Annotated in this window: 17 protein-coding genes; 14 read left to right on the top strand and 3 right to left on the bottom strand. The window is 49.4% G+C overall.

Annotation, left to right across the window (positions count from 1 at the left end; all coding sequences use genetic code 11):
- The first annotated feature begins 5 nt into the window (after positions 1–5).
- From HHL17_RS25285 to HHL17_RS25255, 7 genes are all read left to right on the top strand, one after another.
- Positions 6–2405 (top strand): ABC transporter permease, encoded by a 2400-nt coding sequence (locus tag HHL17_RS25285; RefSeq protein ID WP_169227629.1) that lies wholly within the window; start codon positions 6–8, stop codon positions 2403–2405.
- Between the two features lie 435 nt (positions 2406–2840).
- The gene (locus HHL17_RS25280) at positions 2841–3707 is read left to right on the top strand and encodes an ROK family protein (RefSeq protein WP_169227628.1); all 867 of its coding nucleotides are present in this window, start codon (positions 2841–2843) and stop codon (positions 3705–3707) included.
- Between the two features lie 502 nt (positions 3708–4209).
- Positions 4210–5481: a Gfo/Idh/MocA family oxidoreductase gene (locus HHL17_RS25275; protein WP_169227627.1), complete on the top strand. Its 1272-nt coding sequence runs from the start codon at positions 4210–4212 to the stop codon at positions 5479–5481.
- Positions 5482–5545: 64 nt separating this feature from the next.
- Entirely contained in the window at positions 5546–8917 is a 3372-nt protein-coding gene (locus HHL17_RS25270; RefSeq protein WP_169227626.1) for a family 16 glycoside hydrolase, read from the top strand.
- A gap of 176 nt (positions 8918–9093) precedes the next feature.
- Positions 9094–9786, top strand: a complete 693-nt coding sequence (locus tag HHL17_RS25265; protein ID WP_169227625.1) for a hypothetical protein — start codon at positions 9094–9096, stop codon at positions 9784–9786.
- Between the two features lie 319 nt (positions 9787–10105).
- Positions 10106–11845, top strand: a complete 1740-nt coding sequence (locus tag HHL17_RS25260) for a thiamine pyrophosphate-dependent enzyme (RefSeq protein ID WP_169227624.1) — start codon at positions 10106–10108, stop codon at positions 11843–11845.
- A 7-nt stretch (positions 11846–11852) separates the two neighbouring features.
- Positions 11853–12329, top strand: coding sequence for an MEKHLA domain-containing protein (locus HHL17_RS25255; protein ID WP_206156169.1), 477 nt, complete (start codon positions 11853–11855; stop codon positions 12327–12329).
- Positions 12330–12427: 98 nt separating this feature from the next.
- On the opposite strand, the gene HHL17_RS25250 is transcribed toward HHL17_RS25255, so the two are convergent.
- A complete protein-coding gene (locus HHL17_RS25250; RefSeq protein WP_169227623.1) occupies positions 12428–13630 on the bottom strand; it encodes a cytochrome-c peroxidase in 1203 nt (400 codons plus the stop codon).
- Between the two features lie 134 nt (positions 13631–13764).
- Between HHL17_RS25250 and HHL17_RS25245 the strand changes: the two genes are divergently transcribed.
- From HHL17_RS25245 to HHL17_RS25230, 4 genes are read left to right on the top strand one after another with little or no spacing between them, the layout of a single operon-like run.
- The gene (locus HHL17_RS25245) at positions 13765–14307 is read left to right on the top strand and encodes an RNA polymerase sigma-70 factor (protein WP_169227622.1); all 543 of its coding nucleotides are present in this window, start codon (positions 13765–13767) and stop codon (positions 14305–14307) included.
- 18 nt (positions 14308–14325) lie between these two features.
- Complete coding sequence (locus tag HHL17_RS25240) at positions 14326–15324, top strand: FecR domain-containing protein (protein WP_169227621.1); 999 nt, start codon at positions 14326–14328, stop codon at positions 15322–15324.
- Positions 15263–16825 carry a hypothetical protein gene (locus HHL17_RS25235; protein ID WP_169227620.1) on the top strand — a complete coding sequence of 521 codons (1563 nt, stop codon included), beginning with the start codon at positions 15263–15265 and terminating at the stop codon, positions 16823–16825. The genes HHL17_RS25240 and HHL17_RS25235 overlap by 62 nt, the downstream gene beginning before the upstream one ends.
- A 45-nt stretch (positions 16826–16870) precedes the next feature.
- Entirely contained in the window at positions 16871–17578 is a 708-nt protein-coding gene (locus tag HHL17_RS25230; protein ID WP_169227619.1) for a hypothetical protein, read from the top strand.
- On the opposite strand, the gene HHL17_RS25225 is transcribed toward HHL17_RS25230, so the two are convergent.
- Both HHL17_RS25225 and HHL17_RS25220 read right to left on the bottom strand, forming a co-directional pair.
- The gene (locus HHL17_RS25225; RefSeq protein ID WP_169227618.1) at positions 17579–18367 is read right to left on the bottom strand and encodes a M90 family metallopeptidase; all 789 of its coding nucleotides are present in this window, start codon (positions 18365–18367) and stop codon (positions 17579–17581) included.
- 18 nt (positions 18368–18385) lie between these two features.
- The gene (locus tag HHL17_RS25220; protein ID WP_240975964.1) at positions 18386–20005 is read right to left on the bottom strand and encodes a M28 family metallopeptidase; all 1620 of its coding nucleotides are present in this window, start codon (positions 20003–20005) and stop codon (positions 18386–18388) included.
- A 190-nt stretch (positions 20006–20195) separates the two neighbouring features.
- On the opposite strand from HHL17_RS25220, the gene HHL17_RS25215 reads away from it, so the two are divergent.
- The 3 genes from HHL17_RS25215 (at position 20196) to HHL17_RS25205 (ending at position 25317) form a co-directional block, all read left to right on the top strand.
- Entirely contained in the window at positions 20196–20837 is a 642-nt protein-coding gene (locus HHL17_RS25215; RefSeq protein WP_169227617.1) for an RNA polymerase sigma factor, read from the top strand.
- A 53-nt stretch (positions 20838–20890) separates the two neighbouring features.
- A complete protein-coding gene (locus HHL17_RS25210; RefSeq protein WP_169227616.1) occupies positions 20891–21901 on the top strand; it encodes a FecR family protein in 1011 nt (336 codons plus the stop codon).
- A gap of 119 nt (positions 21902–22020) precedes the next feature.
- Complete coding sequence (locus HHL17_RS25205; protein WP_169227615.1) at positions 22021–25317, top strand: SusC/RagA family TonB-linked outer membrane protein; 3297 nt, start codon at positions 22021–22023, stop codon at positions 25315–25317.
- The last annotated feature ends 1 nt before the right edge of the window (position 25318 follow it).

Here is a 25318-nt window from a genome sequence, read left to right as displayed (position 1 = left end):
CTGTTATGTTTAAAAATTATCTGAAAACCGCCTGGCAAAATTTGCGCTGCCATAAATCCTATGTCGCCATTAACACGATCGGGTTGGCAGTAGGCATTGCTGCCTGTCTGCTTATCTTCCTGTTAATTCAATATGAGACAAGCTTTGATGATTTCCATACAAACAAGGAACGTATTTACAGGGTGGTGGCAGCCACCAAAACGCCGGAGGGAATAAACTATTCCAAAGGCAGCGCCTTTCCGGTAGCAGAAGGCTTGCGGCTGGATTATCCGCAACTGGAGCATGCTGCCCGGATATATGGGCGGCGGGATAAGCAGATCACTTTACTAAATGAGCCTGCCAAGGGTTCACAAAAAAAGTTTAAAGAGAACATATTCTTTGCGGACGTTGAATTCTTCAACATCTTCAATTTTCCCTTCCTGGAAGGCGATGCAAAAACTGCTTTATCAGAGCCCAATACGGTTGTGCTGACGCAGGAGAGAGCAGAGAAGTATTTTGGGGACTGGCATACCGCCATGGGTAAATTCATTAAGTACGACAATGACCAGGTTTGCAAAGTAACAGGCATCCTGAAAAATATTCCTGCTAATACTGACTTTCCGGTGCACGTGGTGCTGTCTTTTAAAAACTCCCGGAACGAGGACCTTGGAACAAGCTGGGTGAGCCAGGACGGATCTTTAAACACCTTCGTAGTGCTTCCCCAAAATATGCCGGCGCAGCAATTTAACAACGACCTGAAAGACTTTGTAAAAAGGCACACGCCTGCTGAATATGCGAATCAGGGTTATCTGTTACAGCCGTTAAGCGATGTCCATTATGAGAGCCGGTTTGGCACTTATAGCGGGCGTACATTCAGTAAAGAGTTGATTACTGCTTTAAGCCTGATAGGTTTATTTCTTTTGGCGATTGCCTGCATCAACTTTATCAATCTTTCTACAGCACAGGCGGTAAACCGCTCAAAGGAAGTAGGTATCAGAAAGGTGTTAGGCAGTAGCAGAAGACAATTGGTTATTCAGTTCCTCAGTGAAACTTTTCTCATTACGCTTATTTCAGTAATGATAGCCATCGTGATGGCATTTATAGTATTGCCGTTGTTGAATAATCTCCTGCAAACACCTCTGGAAATGCAGTTCGGATTTTCTTTGATAACCTTTTTATGTAGCACCATTATCGTGGTTACATTTTTATCAGGCTTCTATCCGGCTATCGTTTTATCCGGGTTTAATCCTATTGCGGTGCTGAAAAGCAGGTTTGCCGGCAGGAGTACAGGCGGACTTTCCATGAGAAGGGCGCTGGTTGTTTTCCAGTTTACCGTTGCACAGACGTTGATTATAGGAACATTCATCGTTATGGGGCAAATGAATTTTTTTCAAAATGCGGACCTCGGATTTGATAAAGAAGCTATCGTTACCGTGCCTGTCGCGAACGATACTGCACGGCAGACTAAAATGGATGCATTGAAGGCCGAATTCCAGCAACTGGCCGGGGTGAAAAATGTGAGTCTCAGTGCGTTTAGCCCAATGGATAAAGCGGGTTGGGACAGCGATTTTAAATTTGATAACGCTGCAAAAAAATCCGGCTTCCAGGCAACGCTTAAATGGGCGGACGTTGATTATTTTAAAACGTATAATATCCAGTTCATCGCAGGGACGCCGTACCGTCCGGCTGATACTGTCAGCGGGTTTGTGGTGAATGAAATGATGGTTAAAAAATTAGGGTTTAAAAACCCGGAAGATATCATTGGTAAAAAAATCAATTTTTGGGATGGAGAAATCGTAGCACCTATTACCGGTGTAGTGAGAAATTTCAATAGCAACCCGCTGAAGCAGGAAATGAAGCCGATTGTGCTGGGACCGCATAAAATGATATACCGGTTGTTCAACATAAAAATACAGCCGCAAGGCGCAAAACAAACGTTGGCCGCAATAGAAGGAATCTGGAGCAGGACTTATCCCGATTTTATGTATGAATATCAGTTTCTCGATGATGAGATTGCCACCTTTTACAAGCAGGAAAACCAGCTTTCACAGTTGTACAAGATATTTGCAGGCATTGCTATTTTTATTTCCTGTCTTGGGTTGTATGGTTTTGTATCATTTATGGCGGTGCAGCGTACCAAAGAAGTAGGCATCAGAAAAGTATTAGGTGCGTCTGTTATCCATATCGTTTATTTATTCTCCAGGGAATTTACGTTGCTGATTGGCGTTGCGTTTTTAATAGCAGCTCCGCTGGCTTATTATTTCATGCATCAGTGGTTGCAGCATTTTGCCTATAGAATGAACATCAGTGTTGGAATATTCCTGTTAACTATTTTGAGTGCCGAAGTGATTGCATGGCTTACTGTCGGTTACCAGGCCGTAAAAGCAGCAGTGGCCAATCCGGTGAAGAGTTTGAAGATGGAGTGATATGGATGCAGCGCCTGGTATTTGCCAGGGTACGTCGGAGTGGGAGTGAGGCACTTTTTCGTGCCGCTCAATGCCTTGCCTTTGAAGTTCGGTGTAGCCATTTGTTCAATGTGCCAATTGGGGAGTCGGATGCTTTTCCATACCGCTCAATGTCTTTCCTTTGATGCATTATTGTGGCAGTTGTTCGGTTATCTTCCATTCCGCATTTCAGCAATCGTTTGCAGCATGAGCGGGTTTCGACAGGATGATTGGCGGGGGCATACCCACAGGCAAGCTGCAGGGTTGATATTTTCTTTTTGCGTTATCAAAAAAGAGACTATATTGAGACTCATATTTTCTTTTTGCTAAAACGATTTATTTGACATTGTCAACCAAACAACCTTATATTTGTCGAAGCTAAAACGATTTAGCCTATTTGTATATTTAAAACTGTTTATGAAAAGTTCCATGGCATTAGGAATTGATATCGGCGGGTCTCATATCACAGCAGCATTGGTGAACCTGGAAAAAAGAACAATTGATACGCATTCCTGGCACCGTACGCGCGTCAACTCACAAGGCAGCGCAGCGGAAATAATTGACGCATGGGCGGTAGTGATCAATGAGGCTTTTAATAATACACCTGCCGACAACCGGTACATTGGTATCGGTATGCCCGGTCCTTTTGACTATGAGCTGGGTATCAGCCGGATGAAAGACCAGCATAAATATGACGCGCTTTACGATCTCAACGTAAAGAATATGCTGGCTGCCAAACTGGAGCTGGACCCTTCCAGGATACGTTTTATCAACGACGCAGGCTGTTTCCTGCAAGGAGAGGTGTTTAGCGGCGCAGGGCGCAATTATCAGCATGTGATTGGCCTTACCCTCGGTACCGGACTGGGCTCCGCTACCTTCCACGGCGGCCTGGCACAGGATGCTGACCGCTGGTGCACTCCCTACCGCGATGGTATGGCAGAGGACTACCTGTCAACCCGCTGGTTCGTGAAAAGATACCAGGAACTGACCGGCAAAACAGTAAAAGATGTAAAAGAGCTGACAACCTATATCAACACTGACGCTACTGTTCAACAGATATTCGACGAATTCGCATACAACCTGGCGACCTTCCTCACCGGCTTCATCCGTGATGAATCACCGGAAGCCATCGTTATCGGCGGCAATATCGCGCAGGCCGCGAACCTGTTTTTCCCGGCCGTTATACGTGAACTGGCACAACACCATTACCATATGCCCCTGCTGGTCGCCTCACTCGGCGAACAAGCTGCTATCCTCGGCGCTGCCAGCATCTGGTACGAATAATATTTTCATAGTGTACCATACAGCCGCTTGCGAAAAACATCCGGCGCTGATCTGGTGCAAACGATCTAAATAATAAACATAACATGATACCGGCGATGATGCCCGATGCTGTTATGGCGGGTAGATGAAAAAGCCCTTTCCGGGAGTAATAAGCGTATCTAATACGCTTTGTGACAGGGCATCTGCATAAATTTCCCCTAAAGGATTATAAAAATAATGCGGGCTTTTTCATCTCCCTGAATCTGATAAAAAAAGCTGGCGCGCAAACAGCCGATGTCCGCGCCGGGCTTCATTTTGCTTTATACACTGTTGCACAGGCCATCCTCCATGGCTAATGTCCCCCTTTTGCCGCTTATCACTATTTTCAGCCGCTCCGCTTGCAATTGCCCTACCGACTTTTTATCTTACCACAGCGTCAACCAGAAACTTGTTTTTACAGTGAATAATATCCAGTGAACTAACGGAGATCAATACACGTACACGTATTCAATCAAACATATATATGGCAAAACAAAACAGCGATTCAAGGCGGGCGTTCCTTAAAAATTCCCTGGGAGCGCTTGCTGCATTCACGATTGTTCCAAGGCATGTGCTGGGACGCGGTTATCTGGCGCCCAGTGATCAGCTTACCAAAGCAGTGATCGGTACCGGCGGCATGGGCCGCGGCCACTTCGGTTATGCCGGCACCCGTGTGGTAGCGATCTGCGATGTGGACCGTAATCACCTCAAACTGGCCATGGACCAGCTCGGCGACAAAGGCATCAAAACTTTCTCCGACTACCGTGAAGTCATCACCCTCCCTGAAGTGGACATCGTTCACGTTGCCACCCCGCCGCACTGGCACGGAATTATCGCTGCCGATGCCGCCCGTGCAGGCAAAGATATCTGGTGCGAAAAACCTATGACGGCCACCATCGGCGAAGGCAAACGCCTCGTGGAAGCGGTACAGCAACATGGCCGTATCTTCCGTCTCAATACCTGGTTCCGCTTTGAAGACCGCTTCTATGGCATGGGAACAACGGTTAAACCAATCAAAAAACTGGTGGAAAGCGGACTGCTCGGCTGGCCGCTGAAAGTCACCGTCAGCAAACATACCGGCTTCGACTGGAAATTCTTCTGGGTAGGTAAAACCAACCTGGAAACAGTAGCAGTCCCTAAGGAACTGGACTATGATATGTGGCTCGGACCTGCACCATTCCGTCCTTACAACCCCCATCGTGTACACCAGACCTTCCGCGGTTACTGGGACTATGATGGCGGTGGCCTCGGTGATATGGGCCAGCACTACCTCGACCCCGTACAATACTTCCTCGGTAAAGATGATACCAGTCCCGTTAGCGTGGAAATAGACGCGCCACAACAACACCCCGATGCAGTAGGCACCTGGAGAAGGATCACCTATACCTACGCCGATGGGTGCCAGATCATCCTCGACGGAGAAGGCAAAGACGAAAAAGCCGCTTACATCGAAGGCCCCAAAGGCAAACTGTATCCTGGCTTCAAATCCGATATACCAGACCTGGAGAAAAAACTGGCCGCATTCCCCGATCCGTTACCACAACAGACCGACTTCGTAGACGCGGTGAAAAACCGGAAAAAATTTGCGCTCAACGAAGAGAACGGTCACCGCTCCTGCACCCTGGTGAACATGGGCAAAATAGCGCTTCGCCTGAACCGCTCCCTCAAATTTGACCCGGTGAAACAGGAGTTTATCGATGACGCCGGCGCCAATGCCCTGATATTCCAGCCCATGCGCGGGCCCTGGACCATCTAGCCATTTTAATATTTAAATATTGAAATGATTAAATGGTAATTGTCTCCAACAAGAAAATGAATACATGAAAAAGATCGTATACATACTTACTGCACTGCTGGTTGGCTGGAACAGCCTGGCCATCGCACAGGGCCCGTCAGACCAGCGCGCGTTCAATACCAAAATCGCCGATGTGCTGGCCCTTATGCCTGCTCCCAATAAAGGACAGTTCAATACCAATATGGAAGCCATCAGCGCCCTCGGCGAAGAAGGGGTGGTGACCATCGCCGGTATGCTGATGCCTGAAGGGAAAGGCGATAATACCCAGCTGCAATACGCCCTCGCTGGTTACGCCTATTACGTAACACAACCTGGTAAGGAAGCCAAACGGAAAGAAGCGGCGGCCGCTTTCTGTAAAGCCATCGCCAAAGCTACTGATCCGGAAAACAAAGTGTTCCTGCTCACGCAGCTGCAAACCACCGGTGACAACGATGCGGTCAGCACACTGCAGCCCTTGCTGGCGACAGACCGCTTCTGCGACCCTGCAGCGCGCGTGCTGGTGAAGATCAACACACCGGCTGCCCAGAAAACATTGCTCGGCGCCCTCGCCACGGCAAACGCTGCTAACCGCATCACCCTTACGGAAGCGTTGGGCGATGCCCGTTATACCGCAGCGGTACCCGCTATCAATGCTGAACTGAACAGCAGCGACAAAAAACTGGTGAAGGTGTCTCAATACGCCCTCGCCCAGATCGCCGATCCTGCATCTGCCACCGCGCTTGGCAACGCTGCCGCTAAAGCCGGTTATTCCTACGATGTTACGGACGCTACTTCATCTTATCTCTATTATGCCGGTCAACTGGCAGCGAATGGCAACAAAGCCGCTGCGCAGAAAATCGCAGAAGCCCTGGTAAAACAATGCACCGCCGATGGACAGGTACACACCCGCACCGCCGGTCTCAAACTGCTGGTCGATATCCTCGGTGAAAAAAGCCAGCCCTGGATCAATCAGGCTGTCGCAGATAAAAACGATGAATACCGCGATGCTGCCCTGAAATTCGCGGCTCCATTTGCCAATACTGCTTCACTCACCTGGCAGGCGCAACTGAAGAAAGCTACTGATGGCACCAAAGCGGCCATCATCAATATGCTGGGCGAAAATAAAGTGACTTCCGCACTGCCTGCCATTACCGCCCTTACCAAAAATGGCAACGATGCGGTAAGACTGGCTGCCATCGCGGCTGCTGCCCGCATTGGCGGTACGGCTACGCTGCCGGCATTACTGGGGATCATGAAAACCGGTTCACTTGCTGATATCAACGCGGTGAAAAAAGCGATGCGCCTGATGCCCGGTGAAGAAGTAACACAACAGGCCGGCGCCGCACTGGCTACCATGCCTGCTCCTGCACAAACAGCCCTGCTGGAGGTACTCGCTGCCCGCAAAGCGGACAACCGCGTGAATGACGTGTTGCCGCTGGCCGCCAGCAGCAATGCAGACGTGAAAGCTGCTGCTTTCGCTGCACTGAAAGACGTAGCCGGTAAGAACAATCTGCCTGCGCTCTTCTCCCTGCTCAACAACGCCAGCGCTCCGCTGGAGATCAGCCATATCCAGACTGCCCTCATCAATGCCGGCGCTACCAGCAGCGATGTCATGGCACAGATGAAACAGGCTTCCGCCGCTAACCAGTCACGCTACCTTGGCGTATTGGCTGGTATCGGTCAACCTGCTGCCCTGGAGCCGGTAATGACTGCTTTTGCTAACGGCGACGATGCTACGAAAGTGGCCGCCGTGGCTGCACTGTCCGACTGGAAAGATGCTTCCGCTGCACCTGCACTGCTGAAAATTGCCCGTGACGCTGCTAACAGCGCCTACCGCGGAAAAGCACTGAGCGGCTATATCGACCTGACTAAAAAATCTGGATATACCGCCGATCAGAAAGTACTGATGCTGCGCAATGTGCTGGAGCTGAACCCATCTGACGCCATACAAAAACAGGCGCTGACAGTGCTGGAGCAATGCAAAACATTCCCTGCCTTACTGTTGGCCGGTGAATACCTCGATAACGCTGCTGTTCAGCAGGAAGCTGCTATGGCGGTGATGAACATCGCCTTGGCCAATAAGACCTATAACGGCAATGCGGTACGCCAGCTGCTGGACAAAGCTGCTGCGGCACTGAAAGGTGGCGATGCTGATTACCAGCGCCAGTCTATCCGCAAGTACCTCGCGGAAATGCCTGCCGGCGATGGCTTCGTGTCTATGTTCAACGGCAAAGACCTCAGCGGTTGGAAAGGGCTGGTGGAAAATCCTATCGCCCGCGCTAAAATGGACGCTAAAACACTGAGCAAAGCTCAGGAGAAAGCCAACGACGCTATGCGCAAAGGCTGGTCCGTAAAAGACGGTCTGCTTGTTTTCAACGGTCAGGGTGACAACCTCTGTACTGACAAAAAATACGGCGACTTTGAAATGCTGGTGGATTGGAAAATCACACCGAACGGCGATGCAGGCATCTACCTCCGTGGTGCACCACAGGTGCAGATCTGGGACACCTCCCGCACCGACGTGGGCGCCCAGGTAGGTTCCGGTGGCCTGTACAACAACCAGCAGAATGAAAGTAAACCGCTGAAACTGGCTGATAATGCTATAGGCGAGTGGAATCACTTCCGCATCATCATGAAAGGTGACCGTGTAACCGTTTACCTCAATGGTCAACTGGTAACAGACAATACCATCCTCGAAAATTACTGGGACCGCAATCTGCCCATCTTCGCGGAAGAGCAGATCGAACTGCAGGCGCATGGTACTTACGTAGCTTACCGTAACTTGTATATCAAAGAACTGCCCCGCGTGAAACCTTTCGTGCTGAGCGACGATGAAAAGAAAACAGGTTATAAAGTGTTGTTCGATGGTACCAACATGCACGAATGGACCGGCAATACCAAAGACTATGTGATCGATGAAGGTAACCTGGTGATCTATCCTACCAATGGTGGTCACGGTAACCTCTACACGAAGAAGGAATACAAAAACTTCTCTTTCCGTTTTGAATTCCAGCTGACGCCCGGCGCTAACAACGGCCTGGGTGTACGTGCTCCGCTGAGCGGCGACGCTGCTTACCAGGGTATGGAATTACAAATCCTGGACAACGAAGCAGATATCTACAAAGACCTGAATATCTACCAGTACCATGGCTCTGTATATGGTGTCATCCCTGCTAAAAGAGGTTTCCTCAAACCAGTGGGAGAGTGGAACTATGAAGAAGCTATCGTAGACGGTACACATATCAAAGTCATCCTCAACGGTACCGTTATCCTTGATGGCGATATCGCTGAAGCCCGTGAAAAAGGTACACTGGATCATAAAAACCATCCCGGCCTGAAAAATGAAACTGGTCATATCGGTTTCCTGGGACATGGATCTATTGTACGTTTCCGTAATATCAGGGTAAAAGAATTGTAGTAGTTGTACTACGCAAATGATAAAGCGCCGGCTGAATTTCAGCCGGCGCTTTTTTGCCGGTAACTCAACCCAATGTCCAACAGGTAATTAAGAAGCTGTACCATTCAGCGTCACCCATCTTTCGTACCTTTGATTGTCTGTCAATAGCTGTAAACCCCATGTCAGACACTATCAACATGAAGTCTCTAACCGCTTTACTGATTTTATTTTTGCTGATCATGGAAAATAATGCGCACGGGCAAAAGCAGACCCATGTGATACCCGGCTATTACAATGCCAGCCGGATGGAGGTGGCCGAAGAGCTTTGTATTTTTGAAAACAACCGTTTTGCATATGCCATGAGCTATGGCGCGCTTGATATTTTTGTGAAAGGAGCATGGTCACAGCAACATGACACGATTTACCTCTCCACCGATAAAGTAAAGGGAAAGTACATTGTTACCTCTTCATCAGATAAAAAAATACCTGCCGGTAAGATATTGCTGGTATTTAAGTTCGGCTATCAACATGCACCATATATCTATTTTAGTTTTGCATCACGTCCTGTGATAACGGAGCATCCTGAAATAACAAAAGTGGCAGAAGGTTTTGAAACCCTGGTTAACCAGCCCGATTCCCGGCACCTGTGGCTGATTCATACCATGTACGATACCGAGTTTTCGGAGTATACGTTGCCGGATCATGCAAATAAAGTACTTATCGAACCCGGCGATGGTCTGGGTAAACCGGTATTCAGTAATATCCCCTTTTTAGTAGGCGATAGCTGTGTCGTCAACATAAATGATGATCACAGGAAGTTCAGGTATACAGGCCCTGTGTCGGAAGAAGATAAGCGATACGCTCAGCCCGACAATGCGAAAAAAATGTAGTAGTTGTACTACGCGATGTAGAAGAAAAATGTCAACATAAAAATGTGAGGATAACTACTCAACCCCGCGTAACAAAAAAATAATAATCTCTGCCAGTGCGGAAAAACAGGCGTATCCGCGTTTATTATCGCGAAGCTTATTGTGAAAAATTTGCTTTGTAAGAAATACTATTTATCTTGTATTGTCAGTGAGCGTGAGCAATGTACCGTATCTCTATTTTGAAAACCGTATCTATCATTCTTCTTAAAAATCCCTCTTTCAAGATCCTCATACAAACCTTTTAGGAAAACCGCGATACATCAATTTTAATCCGTATTCTATGACCTTCAGTAACCTTTATGGAAACCCTCCATGCGTGGCTGATAATTATCAGCTCATTATTGATACCCTTACCGACTGGGGAATCAACTTATACACCGGCGTTACGGGCGGCGGTGTTATTCACTTGCTAAAGCACCTGAAACCTCTTGAAGACCTACCCACCCATGACCCTGCATTTTTAACGTTGGGTGAATACAGTGCCGGTTTTGTGCCGCTGGGCTATTACCTGGCCAGTGGTAAGATAGCCGCTGCCGTGGCCACTACCGGTGCTGCTACCAAATTGATCACTTGTGGATTAAGTGATGCTAAGCTGCACGACATTCCTGCGGTTTTTATTGTACCTGTTTCCGGTAGTAATACCGAAGGTTTCTCCCCATTACAGGATACTTCCATCTATGGAAGTAATATCGTAGCGCAACTGCGCGCAGAGTTAGGGGATGCTGTTTTTGTATTGAATGATCCGCTTTCGTTGACCGCCCGGCTGGCTGCTGCAAAAGCTACCCTGGACCGATCTAAGCCGGTAGTACTGGTATTGGACAATGAGGCCGTGGGAAGCCCCCTGATGGAATATTCCATGCCTTTGCCGGAAGAAGAAGCAGCTGTAGAAGATGATTACCTGGATGCATTTACAACGACTTTCCGCAAAACAATCGCTGATAAGCGGGTGGTGATTTTAGTGGGAGAAGAAATGGCACGTTATCCTAATGCTAAGCAGCTCACCACGCAGTTGTGCGAACAATTGCAGGCGGCGGCCATCTGGAGTATCAACGGCGCTAACGCCGTGAGCCAGGACAACCCTTACGGTTACGGCTATATTTCCTTTGGTGGAAATGACAAGGCCATGGCGCTGTTCAATTCGCTCGGTGAGCAGGATGTGCTGGTGGTATTGGGCGCCTGTCCGGATGAATACACTATTAACTTCGGCGGCTTTAAGGCAGCCCATACTTTTTTCCTGGGGAACATTTTCGAGGCGTACGGACTGGTTGAAAATAGTTTGCGCCATGTGGCTACCGGCGGTTACGATCATGTTAACGGAGCGTTGGATGTTTTATTAAGCGCTTTAATCAGTGCCGGGCAGCGCTATCCCTTTACGAACAGACCGGTTGCAAAGGCGCCGGCAGATTTGAACGACCGGCCATTTGCTACGCCAAGGGAAGGCTATGTAAATATGGCGACTTTGTACCAGCGGCTCAACAAATGGTGGCCCGCCCATTCGCTGGGAATAGATGATGTTTGCCTGGCTTATAAAGACCGCCAATATGTGACGCAACGCCCCAACGACAATATCGATTTCTATTCCCTCTATCGTGGTTCTGCTATGGGCGGTGCTTTCGGCGTAGCGGTAGGAGCGAAGTTAGCGGATGTGGACCGTCCGGTTTTTCTGTTTACGGGAGATGGATGTTTCCGCCTGTTTTCCGGCTCTTTGGGAGAGGTGAGTCAACTGGGCATCGTCGTTTTTCTGTTGAACAATGAATCCTTATCTATCGTGGAGCAGGGACTGGAAAAAGTATTGCCTGATATTGCAACACCACACTATCATGCGCGTGTAGCTGCTATTGATTATTGTCTGATCGCCAGGGCTTGTGGCTGGGAGGCAGCACGATTGCAGCCAGACCTGAGTAATCTGGAGGAACTGTTGCATCGCATGGAAACAGCCGGACAACGTTCCCTGCTCATTGAAGTGCCCGTAGATCACCAGCAGGAGCTGGGCCAGAATCCCCGTCTCAAAAATTTATAACTATTACATGATGTCATCGTTTTTGTCTCTGATCACGCAGATAGACCATAATTTCCTCGACAGGAATGGCAAAGCGCTTCCGGCGCCACCGGATGTTTCAGCGCGTGCGCAGTGGTTGCACGAAGATGCGCCTTATAGTATCCTGGCACATGGCACCGGTGCTGATCCACATTTTATTTACGCCAATCAATTTGCGTTGTCCTGTTTTAAGTACAGTCCGGAAGAATTGTTGCAGCTTCCTTCCCGGTTAAGTGCAGCGCCACAGGACAGAGGTGAAAGGGAACGTTTGTTGCATGATGTGACACGCAACGGTATTGCTTATCATTATACCGGTCCGCGCGTGGATAAATACGGTCATACTTTCACTATTTATGATGGCGTGGTATGGCGGTTAACGCACCAGGACGGAACACCGTTTGGACAGGCGGCGCTATTTTGGATGAAGGAGGTAGAAAGGCCTGTGTGGTATACCGGTGTCAAATAGAAATGAAAGGTATTGTTGTCAGTAGGGCCAACCTGGAAAGGTTGGCCCTTTCTTCAAAAAGTCCCACATAAAGTGGACTAACCCTAAAAAAAACTTATTTATTTAAACGGATCTGCATATTTCGGGTCTTTAATTAGTTGCTCGTCCGTTAATGTTTTCAGGAACGCGATGATATCGCTTTTGTCCTTGGTGGTTAAAGGCACGCCCGACCCTGCCACAGCACCGAGTTGTATGCCCAGATTGGGATTTCCTTTGATGCCATGGTTATAGTGTTCCAATACGTCTTCCAGTGTGGCGAAACGGCCGTCATGCATATACGGCGCTGTGAGGGCCACATTACGCAGGCTGGGTATTTTGAAGGTACCCTGATCGGCAGGCTTGTGAGTGATTTCGCCGATGCCTTTATCCGTATAATCTGCTTCCAGTCCGTTGTTGGAACCGAAGCCGGTATTCATGCCGGTATTGTCTGAAATGAGAAAAGACGGGAGTTTTCCATATTGGGCGGTAGAAAAGTCGCTGTGGCATTCGGCGCAGAAATTAACCTGTAGCAGGCGTAGCCCATTCTTTTCATCGGCGTTAAGGTTACTGAGATTACTGGCAAGGCCCTGATCGTATTTGGACTGGAAGGATACGATGCTTCGGATAAACTGTGACAGCGCATTGGCAATACGGGGTGCGGTCACCGTTTCATCGCCGAAGGCTGCTTTAAACAGCGGACGATAGTAGGTGATGCCATGGAGTTTGGTCTCCAGTGCTGTGAGTGAGGGCATGCCCATTTCAATGTGGTCCAGTATAGGCATCAGCGTTTGTGTTTCGAGATCGGCGGCCCGCATGTCCCAGAACATGGTTTTGGCGCCGAAGAAACGCTGGTTTACGACAGACATGGCGTTGCGGCGGGTGACCTGGTTGTTAAACCCGGAGGAGTGGGCCACACCGTCTGTAAAGGCTTTGTCCTGGTGATGGCAGGAACCGCAGGAGCGGGTATTGTTAACCGACATGTTTTTGTCATAAAACAGTACCCGGCCCAGTGTGGCGCCGGCGTTGGTGATGGGATTACCACTGGGCGTGTTGTCGAGGTCGGTCCGGCTGGCAAGGAACGCTTTCATGTAAGGGGGCATGTTATCCCGGGTTCCGATATAGTCGTACAGTGCAGCCGGTAGGTGAGGGACGCCGGGTGTGTTGGCAGGTGGTTCCTGCCCCTGACCGTTTCCGTCATGACCGGGCACTTGTACCGGGTCATTTTTTTTACAGGCAAATAACAGGAACAGCAAAAACAGCGATGATAATGTTAAATAACGCATGGTGTGCTTGGGTTTCCCATAATACACGTTGCCCTGAATTTCCCCTTACCAGAAAGAAAATAATTTATTTTTGCCGCCGGATAGGGGTATTTTAAAGTGAAGGTGTATTAGCGGTAGCTATTGAAACAATTAAGGTGGATATACATTTTGGCAAGGCAAATGACCAGGATAAACTGGTAGAAGAATGTTTTCATACCTACTTTGAGGGGTTGCACCGTTATGCCTTCACGATACTGAAAGACAATGACGAAGCAAAGGACGCCGTACAGGCCGTTTTCCTGAAGTTATGGGAAAAGCGGGCGGATATCGATGGACAACAGTCCATCAAGTCATACCTCTATACGGCGGTATATCATTACTGTCTTAATGTCAAACGGCATGAGAAAGTAAAAGACAATTATCTGGCACAACGTCCGCCGGACTTTGAGCACCGCAACGAGCTGGTGAGCAAGGAAACCCACCAGCGGATCATGGAACATATCGACAATCTTTCTCCGCAATGCCGGCTGATTTTCAGCAAAAGCCGGTTTGAAGGCCGGAAGTATGCGGAGATTGCGGCTGATCTGGGCTTGTCGGTTAAAACCGTGGAAGTACAGATGGGAAAGGCTTTGAAGATACTGAGAGCTAAACTGTTTGACGTGATGGTAATGATATTGTTTGCCTGTTTGTTTTTATAAGTTACAATTTTACAGAACATGAGCACTGCTGACTACCAAAACCTGCCATATGAGTTGTTAGGAAGATATTTTTCCGGGGAAGCTACCCCGGAAGAGGCGATGGCTGTGGATGACTGGATCAGGGAACACCGTGATCACCGGGAGGTATATGACCAGGTAGCTGCGATATGGGATGATGCAGCGTTGCAACAACGCTATCAGTTGCCCGACAGAACTGCGGCCTTGCAGGAACTGGAGGCGAGGCTGGCAGCCCGTCCGCCTGTCCGGAGCATGGTACGGGTTGGCCGTATCGCTGCAGATGTGGCTTTGCTGGTAGGCATTGCTGCCGCCCTGTTTTTTGCGTTTCGTCCTTATGGTACACGTAAGGCGCTGGCGCTGGTAATGAAACACACGGGTGAGGCGATACGCAGGGATACGCTGCCGGACCAGTCAACGGTGGTGCTCAATAGTCATTCTTCTTTACAGTACGCGTCAGGTTTTCAAGATACAGCTCGTTTGGTTAAATTATTGGGAGAAGCATGGTTTGATGTAACTTCGCGCCCGGATAAACCGTTTATTGTTTCAGTGGGGGATATCAGGGTGCAGGTACTGGGCACCTCCTTCAACGTACGACAGTCCGACTCCACTATTGCTGTGATGGTAAAAACAGGCGCGGTGCGAATGTCACGCGGTGACAGCAGCATACAGGTGAAAGCAGGACAGGAAGGTATTTATCACATCGCCCGGAAGGAGCTGGGGCTCACTGCCGGAGCATTTAAAACCAATCAGCTGGGGTATGCCACCCGGGTATTTAATTTTGAGAATATTACACTGAAAGAGATTGCCGCGCAACTGGAAAAAGCGTACGGCGTCCGGGTGGTATTTGAAAATAAAGCACTGGAAGGTTGTACCATGAGCAGCACATTTGAAAATAAACCTATAGAATACGTTTTTGAGGTTATATCTGTTACGCTGAATGTCACATGCAGAATTGAAAAAGACAAAGTTTTTATCAGCGGCGCCGGCTGTGGTGGGTAGATGGCTGCTGACCATCTTTTTGTTTACAGGTGCTGTACAAGGTTATAGTCAGTCATCTGCTGTTGATCTCCGGAAAAATATTACCATCCCTGCAGGGGAGATGCCACTGGATAAATTGCTAAATGCGGTAGGGCAACAGACCGGGGCCCGTTTCTCCCTGAATACCCGCAAATTCCCTCCTTCCCGCTTAATTCATATCCATAAAAAAATACAGCCACTGGGCGTTTTACTGGAGGATATCCAACAGCAGACCGGCATCAGTTACCGGTTATTGGGCGGACATGTTATTTTCGTAGATGCGCCACCGGTAAGACAGGCGGTGCCCGTAGTGGCTCCTTCAAAACCGGCAGCCGCTGTAAAACAACAGGCCACTTCCCGAAAAACAGCCGCCACTTCCCGAAATAACAAACAAGCTGCGGACCAGACGGGTAATAACCCTGCTACAGCTGCCCTGCCACAAGTACCCGTGCTAAAAGTAGATTCCGTTGTTGCTCATCAGCCATCCCCCGATTCTGTCATCATCAGGCCTGATACCCTGAAAACGGCTATCGCTGCGAAAAGAAAAGATTCGCTACTTCAAAGGCAGGATAGCGGTCTCCTCAACTTATCACTAAGAAAATCGCCCGAAGGGCAAAAAGAGAAAAACAGATGGGGGATAGGAAACATCGGGTTTCCCGGCAAGGGTGAGGGCATCTTTCCACCGCTGGATACCAGTACGAAAAAAGAAGCTGCTCCGCCACTAACTGCTGAGGCTATACGGAAACAACCGGCAGCCACCAATCCACAACAAAAAACAACCACCGCCTCCGAAGCCACGGCCACGCAACACGCTGGTATAACGGCTAATAATACACGTAATAAAGGCATAGGCAATAAACGCGAACATTCCTTTTTTCTCACCAACTGGTTCCGCCGGTCCAATAGTTCCTTTACCGGCATCCGCAACAGCAGCGACGGTCCCAGGCCTGGACTGATCCCTTTTGTAAGCGCGGGCGTTACACTGGAAGAATCGTTTATCATCAACGGGCATCTGCAGGCGGGCATGCCTTTCCTGTATGGAATAGCCTCCTGGGGAACAGGGGGCGGTGCATCCGGACTACGTTATGGCGCCGGCACTTCTGTGCGGCTGGGAGAGGATTGGCGCATACACTTCCAGGGTACTACGGGTAGAATGCAGTTTGACTATGATTCTTCCATATTTGTTCAAAAACAGATCCGTATGCAGTGGCATAAGCTGGCGCTCATCGGGGAAAGACGGCTGAACGATCATTTCGGTGTACAGGGAGGTATATCCCTGAACATACTGAATTCGGAATATTACACCTTTAACGAACCTACGCCATTGGGCCGGCGGGAAGAAGAAGCACTGAAAGATGTACGTTATTTTAAGCCACTATATACCATCAGTGATAATTTTAGTACAAGTGAGCCCCAAAACCGAAAGATGTGGATAGGCATACAATTGGGGGTGTTCTATAGATTGGATTTCCGGAGAAAATAATTGATCTTGCAGATAGTTTGTTCAAAATTTAACCCGTATTAAACTATGAAGTATTCCCTTACCTTTTTAGGAATGTTATTTCCTGTGTTCCTGTCTGCTCAAATCACGGACTTCAATGGAAGCATTGGTATTGGTATAACTACACCTGCTCAGAAGCTGGATGTGGCTGGAAATATAGTATCGAGAGGCGCACTGATCAGCTCAATCAGCGACGCTAGCCTCGGAGGGCGCGTCTCCATTGAAAATCCGGTCAAAATCCAACCAGGTCAGGCAAAAGTTTGGACTATCTACAACATGGCCGGCGATGGTTATGGTAATAGCCTGCAGTTTTGGGCTTATGACAACGCCGGATGCACAGGTGGTGGGATGTGCGCTGCCCGGCTGATTATTACGGATGATGGCCGTGTTGGTATTGGCACTGCCAGGCCACAATCTGAGTTGGCGGTGGCAGGGACCGTGACGGCAAAAAGAGTGAAAGTGACCTTAGGCGACTGGGCCGACTACGTCTTCGAACCCGGTTACAAACTGCCATCGCTCGCGGAAGTACAGCAGCACATTACTACACACAAACATCTGCCGGACATCCCTTCCGCAGCTACCATAGAACAGGAAGGACTGGACCTTGGTGACATGCAGCGCAAACAAATGCAGAAAATTGAGGAGCTTACGCTGTATATCCTCCAACAACAAAAAGAAATAGAAGCACTGAAAGCTGCTGTGAAAGCACTTTCAGACAAAGCTGTCAAACCCTGATCAGAGCGTACTTTTAGCCGGGTCCTGCTGGAAAATATGCGTCAGCATTTTATACAGTTCGGGATGTTTCTCCGAAAGCAGGTCAGGCCGCTCAAAGAAGTACTCTGAAATTACCGCAAAAAATTCTGCTTGATTGGTGGCGCCGTACGGGTTAATATCTGTACGGCCTTCTGCCATTTCCTGGATGGTCTGGTGCACCAGTCTGAGCCAGGGAATACTATAACTGTGTTCCAGCAATTTAGTGGGCAGTCCGTCCACCGTGCCATCTGCTTTGTCCAGCAGGTGCACAAACTCATGGATGGCGGTATTGCTTTTGTCGGTGGTATTGGAGAAACCTTCCCGCAGCGCAGAGCGGGAGAGGATCATCTGTCCGTTGAGCGCGCCGCTGCCTACCATGCCCAGGATATTCCGGCGGTTGCCTTCATATTGGTATGATTCATCGAAGGTGTCCGGGTAGAGGATAACATTGGTGAGATTAAAATACTCCCAGTTTTTAAAACCGAAGATGGGGATGATAGCGCTGGCAGCTACCAATACGCGGTCGAGCGGTTCTACTGCTGTACCTACGCCTTCGATATGTGTTCTTTTCAGGAAGCGTTGTACCTGTTGCTCAAAGCGACTTTTATCTGCTTCGTTGAGTTGCTGGTAATAGCGTACATGTGTTTGCAGCAGTTCCCGGTAGGTATCGGGAACTGCTGTTTTCTTAAGTTGGTGACGTTTGACCAGGTTCTTGAAATACAAGAACAGGATCAGCCCTATCATAATTAATCCGAATAGTACCATGATCATTTTACCGGGTGTTATTGTTTATTTCCGGTACGCCTTGAACTCGGAGCCTTTTTTCCATTGCGGGAAAGTGCTTTCGTTGCTGAGGGTATAACCAACGTCGAACATGAGGCGTACATCTTCTACCATGCCGTCCATCACCCAGGTATCAGGATTAAACTCATCAGCGGGGGAGTGGTAACGTAAACGGTTATACTCTGCCGTTTTTTCTTTTCCGGAGCCGGGAGCTTTGCCCAAAATGTCGTTGCCTGGGCCCAGGTATAAACCGGGGACACCCTTTTTAGCAAAGTTAAAGTGATCTGAGCGGAAAAACCAGCCTCCTTCGGGATTAGCTTCCGGTACGGTGATGCGGCCCTGTTTGGCAGCGGCCCGCTGCGCATATTCATCCAGTTCCGACTGCCCCATACCGATGACGGTCACGTCTTTGGTGCGGCCGAAAGTATTGAGTACGTCGAGGTTGATGTCGGCCACTGTTTTTTCAGCCTTGAACACCGGATGGGCGGCATAGTATTCGGAGCCGAGCAGGCCCTGTTCTTCCCCGGTAACAGAGAGGAAGAGCACGGAGCGCGCCGGTTTTTGTTTCAGTTGGGTGAAGGCGGTGGCCAGTTCCAGCAAACCTGCGGTGCCGGTGGCATTGTCTACGGCGCCATTGTAGATGGAATCGCCTTTTACCGGTTCACCGATGCCGAAATGGTCCCAGTGCGCTGAAAATACCACACATTCGTCAGGTTTTTTAGCGCCCTGCAGAATGGCCAACACGTTATGGGAGGTGGATTTTTTAATAGTATTGTTGATGACCAGCGATGTTTGCAGGTGGAGATCTACCGGTTTAAAATCCTTTTGTTTTGCTTTTTCCATGATATCCGGGGAGATGCCGGCCAGCTGGAAGATTTTTCTGGCGGCGTCCTGGGTGATCCAGCCTTCTACAGTGGTCCTTGACATGTTATTGTCAGCTGTCTGTAAATGCAGTTTGGAGTTGGACCATCCGCTGCGCACCACTTTCCAGGGATAGCTGGCAGCGGCTGTTTCGTGGATGATGATCACCCCGGCAGCGCCCTGCCGCGACGCTTCTTCGAATTTATAGGTCCACCGCCCGTAGTAGGTCATGGTGCGGCCTTTAAAAAGACTTTTGTCCGCAAAGCCGGGATCATTGATCATAACGATGACGGTCTTGCCTTTTACATCAAGGCCGGCGTAGTCGTTATGCCTATACTCCGGCGCTACAATACCATAACCGGCAAATACCAGTTCGGAATTGCGGATGCTTACCTGCTCCTGCACACGGCGGGTGGCGGCCACATAGTCGTCGAGATATTGTAAGGACACCTCGCCATGGGCGCCTTTGATCACCATATTGCCGGCGGGTTTGGAGCCGATAGCTACCATCGGCACTTCCTGGAAATAGCTGTTGCCGTTGCCAGGCTTCAGCCCCAGCGCTTTGAACTGCGCCGCCAGGTAATGGATGGCGCTGTCTTCCCCGCGGGTGAAGGGCTTACGGCCTTCAAAGGCATCGGACGCCAATACCTGTATATGTCTCGCGAAGCTGTTGGCATTGATCGCCCGGATGGCGGACGAATCCTGGGCCCTTATGCCCTGCCACAGCAGGGAGGCGGCCATGCTAAAGATGATGGGTGCTTTCAAATTAAGATGATTGATAATAAACAAAAACCATTCTTGATAAAAATAACAAAATTAAAAATACGAAAAGCAGGATGTGGTTTTACCAGTCCCCGGCAAGAAAAGAAGTTGTTGTTTCAATCTAAACCATTAATTTGCCGCCAGAATCAGAACAACAATTGCTCCCTACGGGCCAACCAAAACGCTCAGCTGTATGCTTAATGCACAACGCTCAACCGAATCCAGCGCAGGCAGGTACGGTGAAAAGGACTATGCCGGCTTCTGGTACGAAATGCAGCAGGACAATGAACAGGGACTGTATAAAATCTACCACGACCTCTATGATAATTTCTACCACTACGGTATTTCAGTAGTGCTGGACAAAGGCATGGTGAAAGAAGCCATCAACGATATTTTTGTAGACATCTGGCGTAAGCGTCATCAGCTCGGTATGCCTGAAAATATTCAGGCGTATCTCTTTATCTGCTTTAAAAGAAAACTATATAAACTGTTAACCAAAAACCAGAAAGGCACGGTGCTGGCCGATAGTCAGCTGTTCCCCGAGCCGGAAGAGCAACCTTATGAAACGGTGCTCATCCGCCAGGAAACCGACAGCCTGGTAAAGGAAAAACTGGAAAAAATGCTGGCGCTGCTCACCAGCCGTCAGAAAGAATTCATCAGGATGCGTTTTTACGAAGACCTGAGCATAGAAGAAATAGCCGTTAAAACGGCGGCCACCCCCCGTACCATTTATAATACCATCCACAACGCCCTCGTACGCATCCGGGAAGTATATACCGATGCCACTTTTATTGCACTGCTGCTGCTTTTGATCGATCTGGAAAATTTTTCCTGATTTCTTTGGTAAAAAAATAAACATACCCCCCTCTTTATAGTTAAATGCCTGGCATGGACTTACAGCAGTATAAGGCGGAAGACTTTATTTTGAACGATTCATTCGTTCGTTACTGCCTGCGCAGCAACGAAAAGGACGTGCAGTTTTGGGAAGACTGGCTGGAACGGTACCCCCACAAGCAGGAAGAAGCGGCAAAAGCCCGGGAGTGGCTGTTCCGCTTAGGCTTGCGGATTACGCCGGAAGAAAAGGAAGCCGAATTCGGTAAGCTGAAAGCCGCTATGGAAGTTGCTGACACACCCGTAAAAAGGATTTCCTGGAAACGGATAGCCCGTATCGCCGCCGCAGCTGTACTACCACTGGCTGCCGCTGCATGGTGGCTGACTGCACACCGTACTGCTACACCAGCTGCAGGGCATGAGTCCTATACGCTTTTTAAAGCGGGTGACAGCCTGCGTCGCCAGGTAATGCTGGCAGACGGAAGTCTGGTGATCCTGAATGCACACAGCACACTGAAAGTGCCGGCCAGCTATAACGAACAGCAACGTAACCTTATATTGGAAGGGGAGGCGCTGTTTGAAGTAGCCAAAGCAGAAGGCAAACCATTTATGGTGAGCACAGGCAACCTGCAGGTACAGGCCCTGGGAACAGCCTTTAAATTGCGCGCTTACCGGTATGATGAACATACCGCCGTAACACTTGTGGAAGGAAAGGTGCGTGTGGCACAGGAAACAACTGTCGCAGAATTAATACCCGGTGAACAATTGACTACAGGTAAAGCACATGCCCGCTTCGTTAAAAACAAATTTGATCCGGAAAGGGAAAAAGCATGGCGCAGCGGACGCCTCGTCTTCCACAACGCATCTCCCGATGAGATAGCGGCCACACTGGGGTATTGGTATGGTATCAATGTAAAAGTAATTACACGTAAAAATAAACCTATCCGCTTTAACGGCGTATTCAACAACAAACCACTGAATGAAGTGCTGGCAGCAGTTTGCTTTGTCAATGGGCTGCAGTCTGTGACAAAAAACGACACTTTATTTGTGCAACCAATCAGTAAATAGTCCACACAGGTACATCTAAACAACCAAAATGCGTTATGAAGAAGACATCCCTTCTAAGGGCATGCTGTGCCATGCTCCTATCATCCCTTTTGCTAAGTTGGGCGCAAATAGCAGAGGGATTGAAAGATAAGATTGACGTGGGATTCAGGCAGACAAAGGTACTCAGTGTCATTCAGTACCTCGAGAAAAATACCCGCCTGAAATTCTCGTACAATCTTGATGATCTGGAAAAATTGAAACCTGTAACCATCGATAAAAAAGAGAGGACAGTAGAAAGTTTACTCCAGGAAATCAGCCACGCAACGGCGCTACAGTTCAGGATGACGGAAGACATCATCCTGGTGAAAGCAGCACCGGCCACTTCTGCGCTGACTGCCGCTCAGCCGGCACAGGAAAAAGTGGTGGAAGGCGTGGTGAAGTCCAATACCGGTGAGTCCCTGCCTGGCGTTAGCGTTCGCGTAAAAGGTACTCCCCGTGGTATGCTCACAGACGTGAAAGGCAGCTTCCGGTTCACCGACCTGCAACCAGGTGCGGTACTGGAAGTATCCTTCATCGGTTATGAAACACAAGAGGTAACAGTCAACGGAAATGGACCGCTGACCGTTACCCTTGCTGCTTCCACCAAACTACTGGACCAGGTGGTAGTAGTAGGCTACGGCACACAAAGCAAACGAAATGTGAGCAGTGCCATCACTTCCGTAAAAGGAAGCGAAATTTCCAATGTTGCCAGCAACAACCCTGTCAATGCCCTGCAAGGTAAAGTGGCAGGCCTCACTGTTACCAACACCGGCGGCGCTCCCGGCGCTATGGCCGATATCCGCCTGCGTGGTATCAGCACCTTTGGCTCACACCAGCCGCTGTTCATCGTGGATGGCAGCCCCGCAGACCCCTATTACCTCAACAACAACGATATTGCTTCTATAGAAGTACTGAAAGACGGCGCCGCTGCCTCTATCTACGGTTCCGTGGCTGCTAACGGGGTGATCCTCATCACCACCAAAAAAGGCAAAAAGGGTGCGCCAAAAATTGAATTCAATACCTGGTACAGCATCGTGAACCCCACCGGCAAACAACACCTGCTCGATGCCGACGGTTACCTGAAAGTACATACCATGATGTACGATGCTGCTCCGGCCAGCACAAAAAGACCGGCTTACCTGAAAAACGGCATCACTGCCAACACCAACTGGCAGGATGAAATCCTGCAACAGGGCAACAGCGAGAACTACAGCCTGAACCTCACCGGCGGCAGCGAGTACTTTACCTATGGCCTCAGCGGTAACATCACCAATGAGAAAGGTACTTTCCTGGGTTCTAACTTTAAAAAGAAATCCATCCGCTCCCGTAACGAGTACAAAAAAGGCCGCCTCACCGTGGAAGCTAACCTCGTATACGCGGAAACAGAACGTCGCGATGTGCCCTATAGCGTGAAAGACGCCTACTTCCAGTCACCACTGTTACCAGTATACGATGAGAAGGAAAAATATGGTTACGCGCTGCAGATCAACCAGCTGCCTAAGTTCGAGAATGCTGTAGGGGTGAACTTCTACAACGATAACAGCAACAGGATACAATATTTCAATGGTAACGCACGCCTGTCGCTCGAACTGCTGAGAGGCATGAAGTTCGTGACCAACCTGAGCCTGGCGAACAGCAACTATTTCACCTATGCTTATCATCCGCCGTACCGTGCTAACGCCAACGATCCGCTGATCCCGTTTGCACAGCTGCAGGACAACCGTGGCAACGAACGTCAACGCCTGATGGAAAACCTGTTGTACTACGATCGCAGCTTCGGTAAACACAGCCTGAACCTGTTGGCCGGTTACACCGCACTGGAAAAAACATACAACAACGTATTCGCTACTGCTGACGGTAAAACCACGGTCTACTCCGTGAAAGATGGTCAGATCTCTTCTGATATCGTACCAGGTGGTTTCCTCGATCCGCTGTTTAATACGATGGATGGCGCCGCTGGTGGTACCTTCAGCACCACCGGTACCCGTTGGCAGACGGACCGCCTCTCCTGGCTGGGCCGTGTCAACTATGCCTATGATGGTAAATACCTGCTGCAACTGGCTGTACGCCGCGACGGATCTTCCAAATTCGGCGTTAACCGCCGTTATGGTACTTTCCCGTCCGTGTCTGTAGGCTGGAACATCCAGAGCGAATCATTTATGCAAAGCCTCACCTGGCTCAATATGCTGAAGCTGCGCGCCAGCTACGGTCAACTGGGTAACGAAGAAGTGTTGAATGCTTATGACCACCAGCAGCTGATTTTAATTAACAACCGTTGGGGCGGTGGTTCCGTACAGGGCGCCGGTGGCACAGCATGGCCTGGTGGCGCTGCCTGGGAGCTGCGTAACAAAGACCTGCGCTGGGAAACCAACACCAGCCGCAACGCCGGTTTCGACTTCGCTATCATCAACAAACTGACCGGTGCATTCAACTATTTCAATAACATCACTTCCGATGTGTTGATCAGAAGAGAACTGGGCCCCAGCAATGGTTTGAACAACCCGATCCTCAACGTAGGCCGTTTCAAAAACAGCGGTTGGGAACTGGAAATGACCTGGGCTGATAAAAAAGGCGACTGGAGCTACAGTGTAACCGGTACCGTTAGCCAGGTGAAAAACAAAGTGCTGGCACTCGCCAACGACGGACAGAAACTGTATGGCACCGGCCTCAAATACGGCACCGGCCCTGTTCCTAACACCACACAAGTGGGTAGCGAAGTGGGCGCCTTCTACCTGTATGAAGCAGATGGTCTCTTCCAGTCAGCCGATGAAGTGGCTGCCTACAAAAACAGCAAAGGTGAACTGCTGCAGCCTGATGCCAAACCAGGTGACGTACGCTTTAAAGACAGCAACGGCGACGGTGTGATCAACGATGCTGATAAAACCTACAAAGGCAGCTCTTTCCCGAAAATTGAATACGGCGTGAATATGAGCGTGGCATGGAAAGGTTTCGACCTGCAACTTTTCTGGCAGGGTGTAGGTGGTAACAAAATCTACAACGGCAACAAATACGAACTGCAGGGTATGGACGCCGGCCGCAACTTCGACGTGAGTACCCTCAATGCCTGGACGCCACAAAATACCAACACCGACGTGCCCCGTGCTGTATTGGGCGATCCCAACTACAATAACCGCGAATCCACCCGCTTCCTCGAAAGCGGCAGCTACCTGCGACTGAAAAACGTAACCCTCGGTTATGCCTTCTCTCCGCAGCTCCTGCAACAGATAAAAGTTACACGGTTACGCCTGTACGTAAGTGCACAGAATATTCTCACGTTCACCAAATACTCCGGACCAGATCCTGAAATTGGCCGCACAGACATCCTCAATAGTGGCCTGGACCGCCTGATGTATCCGCAAAACAAAGTATTGATGGCTGGGGCACAGCTGGAATTCTAAA

Origin of the sequence: Chitinophaga fulva (assembly GCF_012927205.1) — a bacterium.
GTDB lineage: Bacteria > Bacteroidota > Bacteroidia > Chitinophagales > Chitinophagaceae > Chitinophaga > Chitinophaga fulva.
Note: the sequence above shows the minus strand (reverse complement) of the source record. Positions and strands in the feature narration are given on the sequence as shown.

Coding starts and splice junctions, on each gene's coding strand:
- HHL17_RS25285 (WP_169227629.1), top strand. CDS start 6: ATGTTTAAAAATTATCTGAAAACCGCCTGGCAAAATTTGCGCTGCCAT.
- HHL17_RS25280 (WP_169227628.1), top strand. CDS start 2,841: ATGAAAAGTTCCATGGCATTAGGAATTGATATCGGCGGGTCTCATATC.
- HHL17_RS25275 (WP_169227627.1), top strand. CDS start 4,210: ATGGCAAAACAAAACAGCGATTCAAGGCGGGCGTTCCTTAAAAATTCC.
- HHL17_RS25270 (WP_169227626.1), top strand. CDS start 5,546: ATGAAAAAGATCGTATACATACTTACTGCACTGCTGGTTGGCTGGAAC.
- HHL17_RS25265 (WP_169227625.1), top strand. CDS start 9,094: ATGAAGTCTCTAACCGCTTTACTGATTTTATTTTTGCTGATCATGGAA.
- HHL17_RS25260 (WP_169227624.1), top strand. CDS start 10,106: ATGACCTTCAGTAACCTTTATGGAAACCCTCCATGCGTGGCTGATAAT.
- HHL17_RS25255 (WP_206156169.1), top strand. CDS start 11,853: ATGATGTCATCGTTTTTGTCTCTGATCACGCAGATAGACCATAATTTC.
- HHL17_RS25250 (WP_169227623.1), bottom strand. CDS start 13,630: ATGCGTTATTTAACATTATCATCGCTGTTTTTGCTGTTCCTGTTATTT.
- HHL17_RS25240 (WP_169227621.1), top strand. CDS start 14,326: ATGAGCACTGCTGACTACCAAAACCTGCCATATGAGTTGTTAGGAAGA.
- HHL17_RS25235 (WP_169227620.1), top strand. CDS start 15,263: ATGTCACATGCAGAATTGAAAAAGACAAAGTTTTTATCAGCGGCGCCG.
- HHL17_RS25230 (WP_169227619.1), top strand. CDS start 16,871: ATGAAGTATTCCCTTACCTTTTTAGGAATGTTATTTCCTGTGTTCCTG.
- HHL17_RS25225 (WP_169227618.1), bottom strand. CDS start 18,367: ATGATCATGGTACTATTCGGATTAATTATGATAGGGCTGATCCTGTTC.
- HHL17_RS25215 (WP_169227617.1), top strand. CDS start 20,196: ATGCTTAATGCACAACGCTCAACCGAATCCAGCGCAGGCAGGTACGGT.
- HHL17_RS25210 (WP_169227616.1), top strand. CDS start 20,891: ATGGACTTACAGCAGTATAAGGCGGAAGACTTTATTTTGAACGATTCA.